General features: G+C 42.4%; 20 protein-coding genes. 9 read left to right on the top strand and 11 right to left on the bottom strand.

Going from position 1 to position 18,849, the window contains the following annotated elements:
* Positions 1 to 111: 111 nt before the first annotated feature.
* Genes FCL46_RS16400 through FCL46_RS16390 form a run of 3 tightly spaced genes read left to right on the top strand, consistent with a single transcriptional unit; the run spans position 112 to position 1,947 of the window.
* Positions 112 to 306 (top strand): helix-turn-helix domain-containing protein, encoded by a 195-nt coding sequence (locus FCL46_RS16400; RefSeq protein ID WP_136806552.1) that lies wholly within the window; start codon positions 112 to 114, stop codon positions 304 to 306.
* Entirely contained in the window at positions 294 to 929 is a 636-nt protein-coding gene (locus FCL46_RS16395; protein ID WP_136806553.1) for a TetR/AcrR family transcriptional regulator, read from the top strand. The genes FCL46_RS16400 and FCL46_RS16395 overlap by 13 nt, the downstream gene beginning before the upstream one ends.
* Before the next feature lie 49 nt (positions 930 to 978).
* Positions 979 to 1,947 carry a DUF2860 family protein gene (locus FCL46_RS16390; RefSeq protein WP_136806554.1) on the top strand — a complete coding sequence of 323 codons (969 nt, stop codon included), beginning with the start codon at positions 979 to 981 and terminating at the stop codon, positions 1,945 to 1,947.
* Between the two features lie 10 nt (positions 1,948 to 1,957).
* Here FCL46_RS16390 and FCL46_RS28480 read toward each other — a convergent pair whose 3' ends face one another.
* Positions 1,958 to 2,089, bottom strand: coding sequence for a hypothetical protein (locus tag FCL46_RS28480; protein ID WP_267313632.1), 132 nt, complete (start codon positions 2,087 to 2,089; stop codon positions 1,958 to 1,960).
* 123 nt (positions 2,090 to 2,212) lie between these two features.
* Here FCL46_RS28480 and FCL46_RS16385 point away from each other — a divergent pair, with 123 nt between their 5' ends.
* Complete coding sequence (locus FCL46_RS16385; RefSeq protein ID WP_176371610.1) at positions 2,213 to 3,661, top strand: SDR family oxidoreductase; 1,449 nt, start codon at positions 2,213 to 2,215, stop codon at positions 3,659 to 3,661.
* A 109-nt stretch (positions 3,662 to 3,770) separates the two neighbouring features.
* On the opposite strand, the gene FCL46_RS16380 is transcribed toward FCL46_RS16385, so the two are convergent.
* The 4 genes from FCL46_RS16380 to FCL46_RS16365 form a co-directional block, all read right to left on the bottom strand.
* Positions 3,771 to 4,988, bottom strand: coding sequence for an NAD(P)/FAD-dependent oxidoreductase (locus FCL46_RS16380; RefSeq protein ID WP_420811279.1), 1,218 nt, complete (start codon positions 4,986 to 4,988; stop codon positions 3,771 to 3,773).
* A gap of 241 nt (positions 4,989 to 5,229) precedes the next feature.
* Positions 5,230 to 6,789 (bottom strand): B12-binding domain-containing radical SAM protein, encoded by a 1,560-nt coding sequence (locus FCL46_RS16375; RefSeq protein WP_136806556.1) that lies wholly within the window; start codon positions 6,787 to 6,789, stop codon positions 5,230 to 5,232.
* 56 nt (positions 6,790 to 6,845) lie between these two features.
* Positions 6,846 to 7,094, bottom strand: a complete 249-nt coding sequence (locus FCL46_RS16370; protein ID WP_136806557.1) for a hypothetical protein — start codon at positions 7,092 to 7,094, stop codon at positions 6,846 to 6,848.
* Between the two features lie 495 nt (positions 7,095 to 7,589).
* Positions 7,590 to 7,985 (bottom strand): SRPBCC family protein, encoded by a 396-nt coding sequence (locus FCL46_RS16365; protein WP_136806558.1) that lies wholly within the window; start codon positions 7,983 to 7,985, stop codon positions 7,590 to 7,592.
* Between the two features lie 240 nt (positions 7,986 to 8,225).
* Between FCL46_RS16365 and FCL46_RS28590 the strand changes: the two genes are divergently transcribed.
* Positions 8,226 to 8,816: a ferredoxin-thioredoxin reductase catalytic domain-containing protein gene (locus FCL46_RS28590; RefSeq protein ID WP_136806559.1), complete on the top strand. Its 591-nt coding sequence runs from the start codon at positions 8,226 to 8,228 to the stop codon at positions 8,814 to 8,816.
* A 121-nt stretch (positions 8,817 to 8,937) separates the two neighbouring features.
* On the opposite strand, the gene FCL46_RS16355 is transcribed toward FCL46_RS28590, so the two are convergent.
* Together FCL46_RS16355 and FCL46_RS16350 are read right to left on the bottom strand one after the other, a co-directional pair.
* The gene (locus FCL46_RS16355; RefSeq protein ID WP_136806560.1) at positions 8,938 to 9,429 is read right to left on the bottom strand and encodes a glutathione peroxidase; all 492 of its coding nucleotides are present in this window, start codon (positions 9,427 to 9,429) and stop codon (positions 8,938 to 8,940) included.
* Positions 9,430 to 9,534: 105 nt separating this feature from the next.
* Positions 9,535 to 9,792 carry a (2Fe-2S)-binding protein gene (locus FCL46_RS16350; protein WP_136806561.1) on the bottom strand — a complete coding sequence of 86 codons (258 nt, stop codon included), beginning with the start codon at positions 9,790 to 9,792 and terminating at the stop codon, positions 9,535 to 9,537.
* A 543-nt stretch (positions 9,793 to 10,335) separates the two neighbouring features.
* On the opposite strand from FCL46_RS16350, the gene FCL46_RS16345 reads away from it, so the two are divergent.
* Positions 10,336 to 10,521, top strand: a complete 186-nt coding sequence (locus FCL46_RS16345; RefSeq protein WP_136806562.1) for a hypothetical protein — start codon at positions 10,336 to 10,338, stop codon at positions 10,519 to 10,521.
* An 89-nt stretch (positions 10,522 to 10,610) separates the two neighbouring features.
* On the opposite strand, the gene FCL46_RS16340 is transcribed toward FCL46_RS16345, so the two are convergent.
* The 3 genes from FCL46_RS16340 to FCL46_RS16330 form a co-directional block, all read right to left on the bottom strand.
* Positions 10,611 to 10,775 (bottom strand): YqaE/Pmp3 family membrane protein, encoded by a 165-nt coding sequence (locus FCL46_RS16340; RefSeq protein WP_136806563.1) that lies wholly within the window; start codon positions 10,773 to 10,775, stop codon positions 10,611 to 10,613.
* Positions 10,776 to 10,790: 15 nt separating this feature from the next.
* On the bottom strand, positions 10,791 to 11,114 hold the full coding sequence (locus FCL46_RS16335) for a hypothetical protein (RefSeq protein ID WP_136806564.1): 324 nt from the start codon (positions 11,112 to 11,114) through the stop codon (positions 10,791 to 10,793).
* A gap of 125 nt (positions 11,115 to 11,239) precedes the next feature.
* The gene (locus FCL46_RS16330) at positions 11,240 to 11,572 is read right to left on the bottom strand and encodes an antibiotic biosynthesis monooxygenase family protein (protein WP_136806565.1); all 333 of its coding nucleotides are present in this window, start codon (positions 11,570 to 11,572) and stop codon (positions 11,240 to 11,242) included.
* Positions 11,573 to 12,300: 728 nt separating this feature from the next.
* Between FCL46_RS16330 and FCL46_RS16325 the strand changes: the two genes are divergently transcribed.
* The 3 genes from FCL46_RS16325 to FCL46_RS16315 all read left to right on the top strand — a co-directional run bounded on the left by FCL46_RS16325 (position 12,301) and on the right by FCL46_RS16315 (position 17,027).
* Complete coding sequence (locus FCL46_RS16325) at positions 12,301 to 13,923, top strand: sensor domain-containing diguanylate cyclase (RefSeq protein ID WP_136806566.1); 1,623 nt, start codon at positions 12,301 to 12,303, stop codon at positions 13,921 to 13,923.
* Between the two features lie 133 nt (positions 13,924 to 14,056).
* Entirely contained in the window at positions 14,057 to 14,806 is a 750-nt protein-coding gene (locus FCL46_RS16320) for a substrate-binding periplasmic protein (protein WP_136806567.1), read from the top strand.
* Between the two features lie 199 nt (positions 14,807 to 15,005).
* The gene (locus tag FCL46_RS16315; RefSeq protein WP_136806568.1) at positions 15,006 to 17,027 is read left to right on the top strand and encodes a hybrid sensor histidine kinase/response regulator; all 2,022 of its coding nucleotides are present in this window, start codon (positions 15,006 to 15,008) and stop codon (positions 17,025 to 17,027) included.
* A gap of 924 nt (positions 17,028 to 17,951) precedes the next feature.
* Here FCL46_RS16315 and FCL46_RS16310 read toward each other — a convergent pair.
* Entirely contained in the window at positions 17,952 to 18,830 is an 879-nt protein-coding gene (locus FCL46_RS16310; RefSeq protein ID WP_136806569.1) for an alpha/beta fold hydrolase, read from the bottom strand.
* Between the last annotated feature and the right edge of the window lie 19 nt (positions 18,831 to 18,849).

The raw sequence follows: 18,849 nt of genomic DNA, 5'->3' as shown, positions 1-18,849 counted from the left end.
CGGGACGATTGGCTATAGTATGCCTATGCGAAGCGTCCCGATCGGGGGCAGGTGGGGTGCTGCTGAATAGTTACAAAACAATGATAATGAGCAAGTGGAAAGGAGGAGGCTATGATTACACCAACAGATAGTCGTGAAGTCATACATCACCAGATTGTCGATGCTGCCCGTTTTCATTTTCAGGACAAAGGGTTTGACAATACAACCGTTCGTGACTTGATAGAGAGTCTGCACATAACAGAGCAGACATTTTTAAAGTATTTTCAATCAATGGACGATCTATTAGAGGTTGTATGGGCAGGGTAGTAAAAAAACCGGAAGAAAGAAAAAGTGAAATTGTAGCAGCGGCGTGCCAGCTTTTTCTATCAAAAGGATATGATAGCACTACCATGAAAGATGTCATGGTGGAATTAAACATCGCAAAAGGTACTATCTATCATTATTTCCGATCTAAAGAGGAACTTCTTGAGGCCGTAATACTGAGCGTGGCCGAGGAGGAATTTCTTCGTTTGAAGAAAATATTTGATGATTCAAACGGAACGGCGCTTGAGCGGGTCAGGCATCTTGTTATTGCCGGCTCCGGTCGTCATGGTGATGGTCATGACGAGATTATTGAGCATCTGCATAGAGTTGACAATGCTGGAATGCATGTCAGGCTTCTCGCTCAGTTAGTTACAATGCAGGCTCCGCTTTATGCGGAACTTTTCACTCAAGGGTGTAAAGAGGGTGTTTTTACAACGTCTTGTCCCCTTGAAGCTGCTGAATTCCTCCTTTCCGGTATTCAATTCCTTGTTGATCAGGGAATATATCCCTGGACGGATGAGCAACTGCTAAGGCGGTGGAAGGCGTTTCCTGCTCTAATTGAATCTATATTACAAGCACCTGCCGGTTCTTTTCAATTTCTCCATGAAATTATACCTGATGGGTAGAACTGATAACTACAAACGAAAACTCAAAATAATAAAGGTGTGAATCGCAATGAAAAAACAAATTCTCTGCTGTGCACTCATGACTGGAATTATTTCTTCTGGTGTCCTTGTTTCCGCAAACGAACCTGATGCTTTTACCGGTAGTATAGGTATAGGTGGTCTCATCATCGATAGTGGAAATAATCTCAATCCCAACAGTTCCAAAAGCCGAATAGACAATCTTAATTCTGCAGCCGATAGAGAAACATCAGCTATTGCAACCATTCTCCCAAGGCTTGCCTACGATATTGGTGCACCGGAAGGTCTGAAACTCTATCTCGTAACAGAGCCGCCAATTGATGAGGCTGGTGGATTTGCCATCAATTTGGGAGCTACCTATCCTTTGCCTGACATCGGAATAGTAGATGTCTCGGCATTCTTCACTCCGTTTGAAGAGGCATGGGAAAATCCCTATGTTACCGGAGTTGATCGTGTAGAGACGGATACCTCGAAATACGGTGTGAAAATAGGGCTGAACAAGATTATGGGAAGCGGTTTCAGGGTGAATTTTGTCTATCTTAATGATGATGTTGATAATGACATTATAGGCAGCCTCATGCCTGATCTTGCCAGGGACGGAGCAGTTTATTCTCTCAACATGAATTACTCGTTTCAGGTAAGCAAAACTTTCGAGTTACGGCCACGTTTCAGTGTCAGAACTGGTGACTATGACGGAGAGGCCAACTCTTTTGAAAAATACAAATTTGAACTTGAAGCACGCTATATAACAGGTCGTTTAATGGTGAGCCCACGTGTATATTATAGCCGCAGTGAATATGATCAAGTACATCCAGTTTTCAACATAATGCGTGATAACGATAGCTATGGAGTGAGTTTGATGACAAACTACATGGCGCCATTCAATTGGCAGAAATGGTCGGCTACAAATATTTTGGGATACAGTAAAGGAGATAGCAATATCGATTTTTATGATACCGAAGCAATGACATTCGGTTGTTTCCTCAGTTACCATTTTTAGTTGTATCTCTCTAAAAAGAAGCACGCATTGCACGTGCCTGCCTGTCACGTTTTTGGTGCTTTTGTGTCAATGCCTGTATAGGTTGGGGAGAAGTAAATATCTTTTCCGCCCATTGTTGGGCAAGTGTGTTTGGAATTCTCATGCTGCCAGCTATTTATTTGTATTCGTAACCAATTCTTCGTGTTGCCTGTTGTAAAGAGACTGCTTAAGGTCAAAGAAAGCTTAAAAACCAACGAGAATCATCGTACATGACCGGGAGATACAGATGGCAAACAGCGATACACCACTGAAAGTGCTGGTAACAGGTGCAACCGGATATATCGGTAGAAGACTCGTTGAGCGTTTACTCACCGATTCCACAATTGCAATTCGGGTTCTTGTCCGTAACAAAAACAAACTGCAGGCAGCTGTTACCGATAAAGTTGAAATTGTTGAAGGAGACACCTTTGATGAAGAGTGCTTAAAACTGGCACTCGAAGGGGTGGATACCGCGTTCTATCTCATCCATTCGATGGGTTCAGATAAAGATTACCAGGATCTTGACAGAAAAAGTGCCGACAATTTCAGGCGCGCCTGTATAGCAGCCGGTGCTCGCCGAATTGTGTATCTAGGCGGACTTGGTGTTAAGGAAAGCGCCAGTAAACATTTGATGAGTCGCATAGAAACGGGTGAAATCCTCTCAGAAGAACCAGATAAAATTCAAACCATCTGGTTACGTGCAGGTGTTATCATCGGTTCGGGAAGTGCAAGTTTTGAAATTATCCGTAATCTTGTGCAAAAACTTCCGGCGATGATTACTCCCAAATGGGTAAAAACCTTAACTCAGCCGGTGGGGATTGAGGACGTGCTATCCTATCTTGCAGCCTGTATAAGGCTTAAAGAAGATGCCGATCAGATTGTCGATATTGGTGCAGAGACGCTGAGCTTTAAAGATATGATGAGGCAGGCTTCAGAGGTGATGGGTTTGCGACGATATCTCATCCCTGTGCCTGTACTTTCTCCACGCCTGTCATCGTATTGGCTGATTCTCTTTACCCCTGTGCCGGTTAAGCTTGCGGCAGCGCTCGTTGAGGGTCTAAAGAGTGAAACAACATTGCAAAACGATAATGCCAGACGGCTGTTCCCTGAAATTGAGCCTGCTTCATATCGTAAGTCTGTTGAATACGCCATAGAGGAACTAGAGCAGAACCAGGTGGTCAGCAGATGGTGCGACAGTAGTGGAAACACTGCCTGTGATATTAAAGATTATGATAATCCGGCGGGTGCCATATTGAGGGATATCCGTGAGGTTGAGCTGAACAATATTTCTCCTGAATCGGTTTTTTCCAGTGTGTGTTCGCTCGGTGGCGATCAGGGTTGGTACCGTTACACCATCCTCTGGCGGGCACGAGGGTTTATCGATAAAATTTTTGGCGGGTTCGGCTTGAACCGCGGACGAAGAATGAACGGTGAGGTGCGCATCGGAGACGCTCTTGATTTTTGGAAAGTCGCTGATGTTAAAACAAATAAGCGCCTACTTCTTTATGCTCAGATGAAGATTCCGGGAAAGGCCTGGCTTGAATTTGATATCCATGAAGACAAACTCATCCAGACGGCGCACTTTCTGCCGCGAGGAGTGTGGGGAAGGCTCTATTGGTACTCTGTTCTACCCCTGCATTATTTTGTATTCAGGGATCTGGCTAAGAAGATTGTATTACATGCCAAAGAAATCTAGGCAGCAATTCTCACCAATTTACGGGCTATATCACTAAACTCCAAATTTCGGAGCTTACCTGTATCTGTCCTATGGCTGAGGAGTGCGGTATATTCTGTGACATTGCTGATTACGATGTCTTAAGAATATTCGTCACTTCTTCAGCTGCCCGTTCTCCCGCGAGCAATGCCCATTGTATAGCTGGCATTGTAGATAATTCACTGCAATCAAATATATTGTTACCCAAATGACTTCTTTGCATAAACGGGTTGGAAGACGGTGGAGCGGGCTGTGGTAATGCATGGGAAATGGTGTACGAACGCAACATCTCCCAGGTATCTGTCTGATTACCAAACCATTCTTTCAGTTCGTTTCTTACTGTCTTCTCAATCTCAGTTTCAGGGGCATCGGGGTAGCCGGGTACAACAGCAGATATCAGCTGACTACCCGCTGGTGCATAGTCCGGTGCAACCATCGAAGAAAAATTCACACTGTTTATCAAGCCGTTCTCCTCGCCATTAAGAGTGAGAAATGGTTCTTTAATCGGCGCTTCTCTGGTGCTGTAATAGAAACACATTTCACGGCTTGATTTCATAGAGTACGGCTTGCCGAGTAAGCGAGCTGTTTCTGGAGCAGGAGTGGCAAGCACTACGGCCTCTCCAGTGATTTGTTGCCCGTTTTCCAGAGTAACGGTTGTCCCTTCCAAAGATTCAACAGCAGCGTTACAGACAATACGCTCAGCAGTGATTGTTTTGGCCAACTGTTTAGGTATTTCCCCCATGCCAAGGGCTGGTACACCAACATCTCCCTGCACAAACATGCGAAGTACAAAAAGCAGGAAACGATTGGTAACCTGTAAACCAGGGTCAAGGCATACACCTGTCATAAATGGCTTGAAAAAGCGGGTAATCATACTATCTGAGAAACCATAGGAAACAAGAAAATCCTGTACGAGCATCTCATCTTTTTCGAAGAGCTTTTCGAGCGAAACAGCGTTTACCTCTACAGCAAGGCGTGCCAGCTTTAAGCGATCTGCAAATGTGCCAACTTTAGAAAAAAGCGCCTTGGTAATATATGCAGGTTTACGCAGTGGATCAGCAAGTACATGAAAACTATTTGCCGCTCGAATACGAACACCAGGAGGGAATTTTTTGATCTCCAGCATGTCGTAATCAAGGAGTTTTTTAGCGGCAGGATAAGCCAGTTGCAACACCTGGAATCCTCGATCAAAACGATAACCGTCCACCAGATCGGTCTGAACCCTTCCACCGATAGTCTGATCTGCTTCAAGCAAAGTTACCTCAAAGCCTTTATCTATAAGATTGCGGGCACAAGTGAGCCCGGCAATACCTGCACCAATTATGAGTACTTCAGAATGAGTATTTTCGATGACTTTTCTCTTTTGTGAATAGTAAAATGCGTTGGTCAGAAAGGTAAAAAATCGGTTGAGAGCAACCTCTATTTATCTGCTTCTGTACGTGTGTGTAGAGTCATATTGCTAAATATGAAAAGTATCTGAGGTGAGCTAACATGATTTATGAAATATTCACGAATTACACCTCCTCTACTGCAATTTTGATCAGAGTCATTTATGGCTGTGATTGTAACGAACTCAGAATTTCATGTAATTGAGAGCTATAGTGGCTTTGTACGCCGTGGGCTTCCAGACAAATTTCTCTGGCCTTGGTTGGGGAGAGTGTCTGATGCTGATACCCATTGCTCAGTTCTCTGATGAGATTGATTGCAAATCGATTGCTTTTGGCTATTATTGCTGTTGTCTGCTCTTTAAGATCCGTGTCTTCCAGATTCTCTGAAAAGTTGTTGTCGCGCAGATACTGACAGTACCTCGTCCATTTCGCAACATTAGTGATGCCGCTGTTTGAGCCGATCCATTCTTCCATTGCCTCGATAACGGTGTGATATAAGTCATTGACGGGTTCATCAATAAAGCGATAGTCCTCAAACCCCTGTCTCCCCTTAAGACGTCCCTGCGCTTTGAGTTCCGTTTCTATCCTGGTTTCCGCGTAGGGTCGCATTTTGCCAAAGTTTATTGGTGAACTACCATCAGCGATAATTGCTTCAAGAAAATCGAGATTACGGCTAATTGCGTCAAATGTTGTAGTTGGATCAAACAGCATGAAACCATAATCGTATATAATATCGAGATCTTTTAGGGTGTTGACTGCTTTATGGACTGTAGAAGTATTCACCCGTTTGTTCATATAGGTGAGACCTTCATCAATACCCGATTCGATGCCGAGATAGACGAGAAAAAGCCCGCACTGTTTCATTTCTGTAAAAAGATCAGGGTCTATTTCATCTGGACGACAGTTGATTTTCCAGTTTATTTTCTCTGCCAGGTTCTTTTCGCGCAGGAGTTTACAGAAATCTATTGCCCAAGTTGGCCCATGGGGTTTTGCAACAGGGAAGTCATCATCCTGAAACATAAAGATCGAGCAGTCTTTCTGCTGGTGAAGGAGTTCAATCTCCCTTACTACCATTTCAGGCTGACGAACCCGCTTAATCGATCCGGGCGGTGCGCTGTAAAATTGACGAATGCTGCAGAAAGAGCAATTGTACACACATCCTCGTCCGGCAAGAATGGTTGCGTATTTCCGGCCTGCTACAAACTCTTTTAGAGGAGGTCTGAGCGGCGGTGGAAAGGTGTCGAGATTTTCTTCAAGAGGTCGTAAGGGATTGCGTACAAGGCCTTTGGATTCAGAGTAGGCGATTCCGTCGATAGTTTTCCAGTTCTGGTTCTTTTCCAGTTTCTGTACGAGTTCAAGACATGTGTGTTCACCCTCAAACAGGGTTATTGAGTCCATTAAAGGTATTGCATTGAATAAGAGGTTGGGGCGCAGGCTAGGATAATGACCACCACAGGTAAAGTGGCATTCTACCCCTTGCTTTCGCAGGTACGTGATGAGGGAATTGAACTTTTCAATGTGATACTGAAAAATAACGGAAAAACCAACAAGTATCGGGTTGCATTCAAGGATTGAAGTAAGTATTTCTTCCCTCTCGAGCTGGAAATCGAGTATTTGAATTCGGTATCCGGCTTTAACGAGTACCGAACCCAGGTATCCGACACCCAGGTTCGGTTGCTCTTGAAAGGCTACAAATACCACTGTCTGTTTATCAGCAGTCATACGCGTTCCTGTAAGAGTGCGTTCTGGTGTTTGCCGTTTAGCCCTTCTGTTTGATTTCAGCGAGTGTATTTCTCAATTATTTTGATCTTTTCATTGAGCATTTCTGCCTGGGCTGCGTAGATCTGAGAAATTATTTCGGCTTTTCTTGCCTGAAACACATACGATCTTTGCGCCATAGCGGCCCATGCATCTCTTGGCAGGAGGACCCTGATTTCAGCAGGGTCGGTTTCATAGGAAAAATCAATCTTTTTCATTTTGTATTCAACGTCCTCATTTCCCAATAATTCCATGTCTTCCGGTGCCATTGTATTCCTCCTCAGTTGCTGTTTTGTCTTGGTGATTCATCCACCTGCTGGTGAACAGGAAAAAATGGACTCAATCACACCATCAAATACCTCTGCATTTCACATTGCTGATTATGTAGTAGAGAGCATGAAAATGCTGGAAGGCCCGATTACAAAACACTTCGCGTATTGCCTGGTAAAATACCAGAGTGAATATCACTGATTAGTGCGATCAGTACTGAGAATGCTCTGGGATTAAAGCAGCCTCCCTGGGAGGAAGCTGGTTCTTCATGGTGCATCTTCTTTATATCGATTCTATCACATAAATGGTGCCGAAAGAAAGGTCTACTTGTATAAAGTAGCGGAAAAAAACTGCTATGGTTGGCGCTGAATTTGTTGTTAAATTATGGCTTTTATTGAGTGGCTGGTATAGGAGCAATAAACTGAATATGTGAAAATATTGGCCAGGTGCTAGCAGCAAATGACACATCGTAATTTTAAGTCGGACATGTGCTCTCATATCTTCTCTGCAAGTGCATCTATTTTTCGAAGCGCAATCCAGCAGATCGGTATGTAGGCGACCGCCCACCAGGCCATATCAAAACACAGTGTGCATGAGTGCTCGTCTATCCTGCTTATTCTATGGCCGGTAGCTTTAAAAGGCCCGATATGCCAGCTCCAGGATTTCATATCGATGAATGTGGTGATGGTGAATGGCAGCCATATCCTGAATGCTGTTTTTACCCGACCATGGCTGGCAGATCTGATATGTCGGTCTGTACAGTCAACATCAACAACAGATGGTCCCCATTTAGGCCAATGGTGGGTATCTGTAATAATGTTCCAGACAATTTCTGGAGGCCTATTGATCGTTTTGCATACTGAAAATCTGGAATCTGTGAGCGATATCATTATTTCTACAGTCTGCCTGTGTTGAGATTAACTGTCATCAGAGCCTCTGTTCGTGTATGAGGTCTCTTTGTGATAGGCTTCATGTAAAGCCTTTTTACGCATTCTATTGTAAAGTAGGCGTATGTCTGAAAAGATAGGTATTGATTATGACCTCATAGAAACGCAAGAACCTGCCAGAATATGTAATTCAATATTAAATGGTGGTATTCTTTTGTAATAACAAATAAATGGATTTTCTACATGACCTCTCAAAATATAATCCTGTACAGTTTGACTACCTGTGGATTTTGTTCGAACATCAAGAAAATGCTTGATGATCTCAAAGTTTCTTTTACCCTCATTCAGGCCGACGAGCTGGACGGGGATGAAAAAAAACAGGTGATGAAAGCGTTGCGGAAAGTCAATCCAAAATGTTCTTTTCCCACTGTTGTGGTGGGAGATGAGGTTGTGATCGGTTACAAAGTTCAGGAGATAAAAGAAAAAATCGGGATTCGCACAGAGGTCGATGAACTTTATGACATGCTCAAAAAAGTGAATGAACCCAAAGGGTATTATCTCAACGGAAACCGGGAAAAAACGTTCGAACTCCTACGTGGCCTGATAACCAATAAAAAACGCTATGGCTATATGGCCTGTCCCTGTAGACTCGGCTCAGGAGAGCGAGATAACGATCGTGACATTATATGTCCGTGCACGTATCGTGAACCTGATGTAAAAGAATTCGGGAGCTGTTATTGCTCGCTCTATGTTTCTGCTGACTGGTACACCGGAAAAATCGATCGTGTGGAGGTGCCGGAACGGAGGCCGCCTGAGCTGTATGATTTTGATTAATCATGATTTCTCAGGTAACACGTATACGCAGAATTTAATGATGTTTGCTACTTCCTCCTGCTCAAATTTCTAATATTTTGAGAACGGCCCTGTTGAGCAAAGAGGAAGGGTTGATTTACGCTTACTCAGGCTCGACCAGCAACTTTACAATGTCATTTTCAATTTCATCCGGTGTTGTGGAAGATGCAAAACGCTTAATGACATTTCCGTCTGGATCAACAAGAAATTTAGTAAAATTCCACTTGATACCACTACTCCCGAGCAATCCAGGGCGCTCTTTTTTTAAGTGCTGATAAAGCGGATGGGTATTTTTGCCGTTAACCTCAATTTTAGCGAACATAGGAAATGTTACGCCATAATTGAGACGACAAAAGTCCATTATCTCTTTTTCGCTACCCGGTTCCTGGCCACCAAACTGATTGCATGGAAAACCTAAAACCACGAACCCTCTGTCTGCGTATGTGTTGTAGAGCTTTTCCAGTCCGTCATATTGAGATGTAAAACCGCATTTGCTCGCGACATTTACAATGAGAAGCGTTTTCCCTTTGTACTGACTGAGGTTGGTGATGTTGCCGTCGATAGTCTCTACGTCGATTGTGTAAATATCTCCCATCGTATTCTCCTTGGCAAATGCTGAGGAAGTTAAAATGATGCATATACATATTATCCACGTTTTCATTTTTACCTCAATGTAATAGCGAGCAGTATTAACGATGCATTAGTGAGAATTGAGCGGATGCTCCTCTGGTAACCCTTCTTTAGTGAAGATCTGTTTTCCGGCAACCTCTGACAGGTTGGTGACGCATGAACGGGTGATTTCGCCGTCGATCAGTACTTTGCAAGCACCACACATCTCAATACCACATCCAAATTTTGTCGCTGTTAATCCGATTTTCTCGCGTATTACCCATACTAAGAGCTCATTCGGCTCAGCCTCTACCTGATGTTTTTTGCCGTTTATATGTAAATCAATCATAATTGACCTGAGTAATGTATTAAAATAAAACGATTTATATCCAGTGTTCTGTCATGCCTCAGATATCTAATTCTGCTTGCCCTTTTCACTTCCTAACTTCGTTACTCCTTCAGTTACATAGCGCTGCTATGCTCCATCAGTCATGCCTTGCAGGAAGAGAAAAAGCTTCACATTATTACGACATCTGACACATAACATGACACTAGTGCTTGAGGTACATAGCGAACGAGCAACAGCCTGAAATACCAGTTCAAACTAAAAAAAATGTAATCCCTTTCTCATATTCGGGAAGTACCACAAAGTGCATTTACAGCAACATTAATCATTATGTAATAGAAGGCATTATTTGACTGTTTTCCATCCTGAAAATAGGTGGTTTTCGGTTATAAAACATATTGTGCCTGACAAATATTGATACGGTGACTTGCCAAATCATTATAGAAAACTTAACATAGGTGTAACCTTCAGTTGTGTAGGATCTCGTTCAACTTAAGGTTATCGGGACACCTGAAAGTATCCAAACTTATAGCCAAGGAGAACATTATGAGCATGAGAGGAAAAGTCATTTCTGAAGAATACAAAAAGATGGTTTTTATTCAGGATAAAGATGGCAAAGAGTATGCGTGTTATATAGATGATCTCAAGAATATTAAGAAAAAAGAAGATCTTACAGATGAAGAAAAAGAGAAATGTACCGATATCAGCCAAGTCTTAGGTGATAGCTGGTAGATTTTAGAATATGTACGTTTTGGTTGAATGCAAAATCCCTCTGTGTTTGAAAGGAACAGAGGGATTTTTTTTGACCTTTTTAAACCAAACTACTGCTTCTTTTTCACGATGATCCAGACAGCATGAACAATACCAGGAAGAATTCCCAGCAGTGTTAAAAGAATGTTTATCCAAAAATGTTTTCCGAAGCCTACTTGAAGGAAGGCTGCAACTGGTGGAAATATAATTGCACAAATGATTTTGATGATATCCATACTGTCTCCTAGTATTTATAGATGATGAACTGTCGTGTTGTTGAGCTTGAGTTCCAATTTCTTATATATACGCTCACACATATTTGCAGGATCAAAAATCTGAAGAGGTGGAGAAATATAAATGGTAACTAAGGTATTTTGGGGACGAGGTTCTTTTAAATAGACTTTGATTCTTGATATCGCCAATCCTAACCAGAATTTTTGCTTCCATTCAATGATGCCTGCTTGCTCGTTTGAACTCACTAGCTCCCAATTGGCTAATTCATTACCACTTTCCAAAATCAACTCGTAACTTTTTTTTAGTTCAAGTGGAATTTTATATTCGAAATTCTTTATCATTTTAAGGATTCGTTTTTCAGCTAGGGTGGGGTTGATGGGTCACAGAATGCCTGAAGTCTACTATTTGATTTCGCTATTATTTTCGTCCATCCGCATGGCTTTTGTGTTGGTCGGGATAAATGGTATTATACTATCTGGAAGATACCAATGTAGTTTTCGTCTACAATGAATTTCTCAAAGGTTTCATCAAGAGCTCTATATTCTTTTCGGCTTCGATTTTTCATGTCAGAGTATGCGAGTAATGAATCCCAGTGATCTATGGTAATAAACCTGTTGTTGAGAGATGTATCCTGGATTAATTCTGTTTTTATATACCCTTGGTGCTTTTTAAACAGTTTAGACCATTCGCCATCAGGAGAATACGTCTGAACGAATTGATCGAGGTGTTCTGCTTTAACTATGTATTCCCACACAATTTTTATTTCAGTTATCTTGTTTGCCATAGTCGTATCTGTCATAATTTCACTCTTCGTATGATGTATCCCGGGCACTTCGGCATTTCCGTGTTGACCCGGCTGGTATCGATAGCCTGATTACATGTTTTTGGGCAAAAATTGCCTGATTCTGTCTTGGACAATCGATCTTCACATAGGCGATCATCTCTTTCGCTTTTCTATACACTGCTGGATTCAAATAATACATGCAACAGAAACTGATGTCAGAGTTTTTGTCAACTGTGAGACTGGTTGGCAAGAATATGGCTGTTCGTGTTGCATAGCTGTTAATTATCTACATGATTAAAGGCTTTTGGTAGTAAGCACATAAATGTAAGATCGATTGTTTTTTACTGGTGACGTGTAAGATGTTTGAATCATATAGTAAATTCAGTAAACGTATCTGTGTGGAAAAACGTAACTCTCAAAAGAGTCTTAGTGATTTTGAGGTGAAACGGTGTCACTGGTAGTTTGCGAATCGCCCGTTACAATGGCTGTTTGCTTGACTTGCAGGTTGTGTGTAAGGCCCCAAATGGGTTACCAGAGTTTTCTTGGGTGACCTCAGAACCTGAATATATTTATATAAAAGCTTGAAAAATACGTATAATACTATGAACGGTGGAGCGGATCTTTTATTGGATTACGGTAATATCTACTATTCAGTTGAATTTTCAATTCCCTCGCCACGTTTTAATCGATTGAATTCAGATATATATTCATATTGAATTGTAGTCACGCTGGTGTTTTTTTCTATGATGAAGATCAAGCTAAGAACAGCTCTTTTTTGGATGTTCGCTTTTTCTGCTCTTGTACCTGTGGTCTTTCTTGCCATTTGGATACAGCAGAATGCGTTTGCTCAGGAAAGGAACTCAGTGCGTGAACGTCATCTTTTACTTGCACGCAATCTCACAGGTGCGCTGAGCAGGTATTCAATAGATATTGAAGCTGTGATGGTTGATATCAGTACTCATCTTGACTATGAATTGGCTGCAGCCCATGTGTATCTTCTCGAAAGTATAGGTATAACACTATTGGTAGGAGTTGATAGTTCTGGACAGGTCGATACATACCATTATGGGAGTAGTGACCAGATACCGGAAATGGGTGTTCCGGATCTGCTCAAAAATGAGCAATGGCGCGAGGTCGGTAATATTAAGATAACCGGTGTGCTGCCGAGTCGTTCCGGTTCTCCCTGCATCTATTTGTACTGGCAGGACGGCGAGGGGCGGGGAGTGTTGGGTAATCTCTCGACGAACTATATCATCGAAGTGCAGCGGGCAGTAACCTTTGGAAAGAAGGGGCATGCTGCGATTATCGATCATAAAGGTCATTTGATAGCTCACCCGAAACCAGAATGGCAGGCTACAATGAAAGATATCTCTATCCTACCGCCAGCTAAGGAGATGATGCGTGGTAAAACCGGTGTCATTCAGTTTTATTCTCCGGCAATGAAAGCAGATATGGTAGCGGGATATTCATTCGTGCCGTCAACCGGTTGGGGGGTAATGATCCCGCAGCCGCTATCCGAGCTTGTAGAACGTGCAGCAGTGGTACGAAAGGTAGCTCTTGTTGTTTGTACTCTTGGTTTTTTGTTTTCAATGCTCATCGGCAGGTGGCTCTCCAGAGTTATAAGCAGGCCAATCCTCTCTACCGTCAAGGCTGCTGAACGCTTAGCTACCAGCTCACCTGGAATGCGCGCAAAAATCAGTGAAGAATCTGCTGTCCTAGAGTTAACGCAACTCTGTTCGAGTTTTAATGATATGGCTCATCAGGTTGAAGATGCCCGATCAAACCTGGAGGAACGCGTTGAGCAGCGAACCTCTGCGCTCCATGCGGAAATGAATGAGAGAAGGGCGCTGGAAAGAAAATTTCGATATATGGCAACGCATGATTCTCTTACCGGTCTTGTAAATCGCAGCCTCTTTATGGACAGATTGAATAAAGCTCTGCAGCTGAGTAAACGGAGTAAGAAGGGCGTTGCTCTACTGTTTATTGATCTTGATGGGTTCAAAATAATCAATGACCGCCTTGGGCATATCGCCGGAGATCAGCTTCTTGTGGAGGTTGCAAGCCGCTTAAAAGGAGCTGTGCGTGAAAGTGATACCGTTGGGCGTTATGGGGGAGATGAATTCGTCGTCCTGCTTTTGGATGCAGAAGATAGATTTGAGATCGGCCAGATAGCTGAGACAATTCTCGACCAGTTGCATCTTCACTTTGATATTGTAGATGGTGAGGTTGATGTGTCAGCATCAATCGGTATCGCTTTAGGAGACAGCGACGTTGAGATGACCTCACTCATTCATGCTGCTGATAATGCAATGTATGCGGCGAAGGAGCAAGGGAAAAACTGTTACAAATTTGCAGATATTCCATGATATCTCAACAGGTGTTAGTTGATCTTTCGATTGGGTTGTTGAGAAGTCTGCTGGAAATTGTGAAACTCAGATTGAAGACAGGGCTTTCTGAGAAAGGCTTCTGTTTTTTTTACTATGCAAGAGAGCTCATCACATGAAAACGTGTGTGTATATTGCATTGCTTGTTTCAATTGTGTTTACAGGAACTGGGCAGGTTTGTCATGCTGCCCAGAAGATAACGGTTGGTGTAAGTACTGGGTATCCACCGTACTATTTTGAAGAAAATGGTGAGGTAACAGGCTTTTGTGTTGAAGTAGTCAATCAGGTGGCAACTACGATTGATCTGAATATCAGCTATCAGGCATTCCCCTGGAAACGGATGTTGGCCAATGCTAAACAGGGGGATGTTGACGCGGTTATGCCGTTGTTTAGAACAATTGAACGCGAGGCTTATCTCTATTTCGATAATCTGGATATTGCTCAAGAGACAAATTCGTTTTTCACGCTAAAAAGGCGAAATATCAATTTTTCAGGCGACTATGAAAGCCTCAACTCGTACACGATCGGCGTGGTTGATAGCTACAGTTATGGCGAAAAATTTGATAATTATTCGGCGTTTATAAAAGTACCCACTTCGAATGAAGAGCATCTGATACAGATGCTGGTATACGGTCGCTTTGATGTAGGTGTCGGGAATCGAAGCGTGATCGAATACTATGCTGAAAAACAGGCGGTAGCTGAAGAAATTCGTTTTTTGTCACCTCATATCAACAATGAATTATTGTATATAGGTTTCTCTAGAGTTTCGGGAAATGGAGAACTCCATACCAAATTTGCACGCGCGTTAAAGAAGTTTAAGAAGACTAAAAAATATCAGGAAATAGTAAAAAAATACTCGTTATAAGGCATTTTCAGCCTAGGAGGCTGTCAAAGAATAGGAATTTTAGTCAAAATTGAGACATTTTCTAAAAAAATACGCACAGCCATATAATTGATATCGGAATCTTCGCTTACCTGCAGCATTATTTTTTGAAAATTCCGAAGAGTTTGAGAATAGCGATTTTGTCTTAGCCTGAACCTAACGTATGTGAGACGCCATTGTCATGACTTTCTACGGTAAAAAGAAACAGTTGATCAGTTTAGGGGTACTGCTGTTCTTCGTAATATATGGTAGTTTTGCCTATTGGTATTGGCATACAAACCGCGAGAATGATGCTGAACAGATCAGGATTCATGCTGAAATTATATCCTATGATGCATGGAATCTTGATACAACCGGCATGAGATCCTATCTGCAGCTTGTTCAAAAAACAGAATATTACAAAGAGATAGGAGTGATAATTGGCAAGAACATATCAATTTTGGTAGATGGGCATTCCAGCCTTTCAGACATTGATAGCGTTCTTGCCCGATTAAAGATAATTCAGGTGAGAAATCATTCTGCTCCCATTGTTTATCATGGCGAGATTATAGGGCTGATCCATGGTCAGAAATTAGTTAGAGATATCTATCCATTAATAACCGCCTTTTTTCTCCAGTTTTTTCTTGTTCTCACAGCGATTTTTATCATTTATCTTTCTATTAATAGAAGACTCCTCAAACAACAGGTGTTTGAACGCACTAAACGATATCATGAACTGGTGAATTTACTTCCTGAAATGGTATTTGAAACAGATGCGGAGGGTACTATTGTTTTTGCCAATGCAATTGCCATAAATCGTTTTGGTCTTGCAGACCTCAGCACTTCAGTTCATAATTTTTTTGATCTGCTTGATATGAAACCGGCTGAAAAGGACGTGATTGATTTAGAATCAATCACTTCAGGCAGGGAGCAGGAGAAAAATGAATATACAGTGCATGCCAGTGACGGAAGTAGCTTTTCGGTTCTTATCAAAGCCGCAGCTATTCTAAGAAACGATACTGTGACCGGTGCACGAATAGTTATGGTTGACATTACAGAGCGATTGGCCCTTGAAGAACAGCTGAATCGTGATCGGAAAATGAAATCCATTGGCATGATGGCGGGTGGCGTCGCACATGATTTGAACAATATCCTGTCGGGTTTGATTAATTATCCGGAGTTGATGCAACACCAGCTGCCCGAAGACAGTCCGTTGCATAAATATATCAAACCAATGAAGGATGCAGGGTTGCGCGCCGCTGAGGTTGTTGCAGATCTCCTGATGGTGGCGCGAGGTGTCGCCGCACCAAGATCTGTTGCTAATCTAAATGACCTGATACACGAATATGTGGCATCGCCGGAGTTTAAAAATCTCCAGGAGCAATATCCTGATTTTACCTATTCGCTGGAACTGGATCCTCATTTACACAATATTTCCTGTTCAATTATCCATATCAGAAAGTGCCTTATGAATCTGGTTGTAAACGGCGTGGAGGCAATGTCCGGTATTGGCAACATTACACTAGCTACCAGTGTCGAGGATATTGACATACTGGAAACACCATATGGGAAAATAAGAAAAGGTGTCTATTCAGTCCTTTCAGTTCATGATTCTGGTAAGGGAATCCCTGCCTATGAGCTGGAACATATTTTTGAACCGTTCTATTCAAAAAAAGAGCTGGGTAGGAGCGGTACCGGGCTTGGTCTTGCCGTAGTCTGGAATGTTGTTCAGGATCACAATGGCGGGTTGGGAGTTAGCGCCGGAGAGAGTGGAACGGTCTTCACCCTCTATTTTCCCTGCACTAAGAGGGAGGCTGCATTGCCGGAAGTAGAGTTGTCACAGAAAGCATATCGAGGGCAGGGAGAGACTGTGCTGATTGTGGATGATGAGTTGCAGCAGCGTGACATTGCAACTCAATTTTTGAAGTCTTTCGGTTATACACCTTATTCTGTTTCCTCAGGGGAGGAGGCGATAGAATTTTTAAAGAAACAACGTGTTGACCTCCTGTTGCTGGATATGGTTATGGGTGCGGGGCTGAATGGCAGACAGACCTATGAGCAGGTAATGAAGATTCATCCGGGCATAAAAGCAATAATAATAAGTGGTTTTTCAGAGAGTGATGATGTCAAAACGACTCTTCAGTTAGGCGCAGGCAAACTCCTTAACAAACCGTATACTAAAGAAAATCTTGCAGAAGCTGTTTACCTTGAATTGCATAGGTAGTTGACGTTACGGTATATTCATTGGTTGCTCTTGATATGTTACGTCATACGGCGAACATTCAACTGAGGATGAAAGTCTCATCTTTACAGGTGTTTATCTGTTGGAGTTCATGGCCATAATGGAGGCTGACTATCTTCAAACTTAATAGGTAAGCCTAAAGGGTAACTGATTAGACGATAACTCGTGTTTTGTTTACTGAAAATTTCATTTTAAAAATAGATAGCCCAGAACCCTGGCAGTGAGGTGATCAGCGCGCTTCAGCTTTCAGTTTTTAATCAACCTCTGGATATTTATATTGCATACATTCCGGGCAGATACTCTGGCTAATGTCAGCTTCTGCATGCTCTGCAATATAATGATCAATTTGAGTCCAACACCCTTTGTCATCTCGTATTTTTTTACAAAAAGAGCATAACGGCAAAATGCCCTTCAACTGCTTCAATTCTTCTTGCGTGTTTTAAAATTGAGTAATATCTACAATACAACCAACCCAAGTGACAGCCCCTCTGATGATTTTGAAGCTGGTTTAGAGCGAAACCTTATCTACCTGACTTCTTTAGTTGGCAAGATCGTTCTTATATCTGTAGTAAAAAAAGTGTTATTTATTGTTTCTATATCTTCTTTTTCAAGTCTGTCAGAATCTTTTTTATATGTGATTTCAAGGAAACGTGACAAGTCTTTATCGCAGAGGATATTGTGTCGATACTGTAAGGCTTGATGCCTCATGTTGAAAAGTATTTTCAACATGAGGCTAACTAGGACGCTTGAGATCAACAGCAGGGTCGACTGTTTTGAAAAATATAGGGGACAACGCCCTTTGCCTCTATTAGAGGGAGAGCATTTTATCCCATTTCAGGCGTAATCCAAAACCGGCCCCTCTGAGGTCGGTTGTTTATTTAGTTTGAATCGAATGCCAAAGTTCCGTCAATTAGCATTGATAATTGCAATAACCTCTTCAGGTTTTTCCATCGGAATGAGGTGGCCTGCACCTTGCACCAGGCAGGATTCTGCAGAGGTGGTTTTGCGACAAAATCGATTAACCGAATCATCGGTTAATACTTCTGAGTATTCGCCTCGTAAGATGAGTGCATGTGTTTTCAGTCGTTGTACCCAGAACCAGACATCAAGAGGATAATTTTCAAAAGTTCGCGCTTCAGCCTCCGGTGGACATAAGAGTTCCATGCCGCCAGAAGCCGAAGGTCTGACGCCATAGGTCACATATGATCGTAAATATTCGTCGTTGAAGCGCTTAAAGAGGCTTTTACCTTTGAAATAGTTATAAACTTCCTCCCTGTTAGCCCAATGGCGTCTGCGTGCCCTTGCCAACCGTGCCAGCATAAAGCGACTTTTTTTTCCTAACACTCGCATCACAGCCTGTGATAACAACGAGTTGTAAGGATGAATGACTGGATCAATCAGGATGATTTTGGAAAACAGATCCGGCCTTTTAGCAGCGGCGATCATTGTTGTTACGCCGCCGACGCTATGACCGACACCTAACACCGGGCTTAGCTGTTTCGCATCTAAAAAGCCAATTAAATCATCAGCAATCCGATGCCAGGATGTGTTTCCGGCAGTTTGAGAATCCTGGCCTCGTATGCTTAAGCCAACAACTCTAAAATGCTTGGTGAGCTTTATCAATAAAGGGAGGTAGACGCTGACAGGAAAGCCGTTGGCATGATAAAAATGCAAGGGTGGCTTTTCGCCACCACTATCCAAAAAGCTCAGGCTGATCCCGTTTACAATGTAGGAGTCACAATTAAATGGGATCGCTTTGAGTTTGGGTGTAGTGTCGGAATGCATTGAATTAAGATGTAATTAA

It is taken from the genome of Desulfosediminicola flagellatus, assembly GCF_005116655.2.
GTDB lineage: Bacteria > Desulfobacterota > Desulfobulbia > Desulfobulbales > Desulfocapsaceae > Desulfopila > Desulfopila flagellata.
Note: the sequence above shows the minus strand (reverse complement) of the source record. Positions and strands in the feature narration are given on the sequence as shown.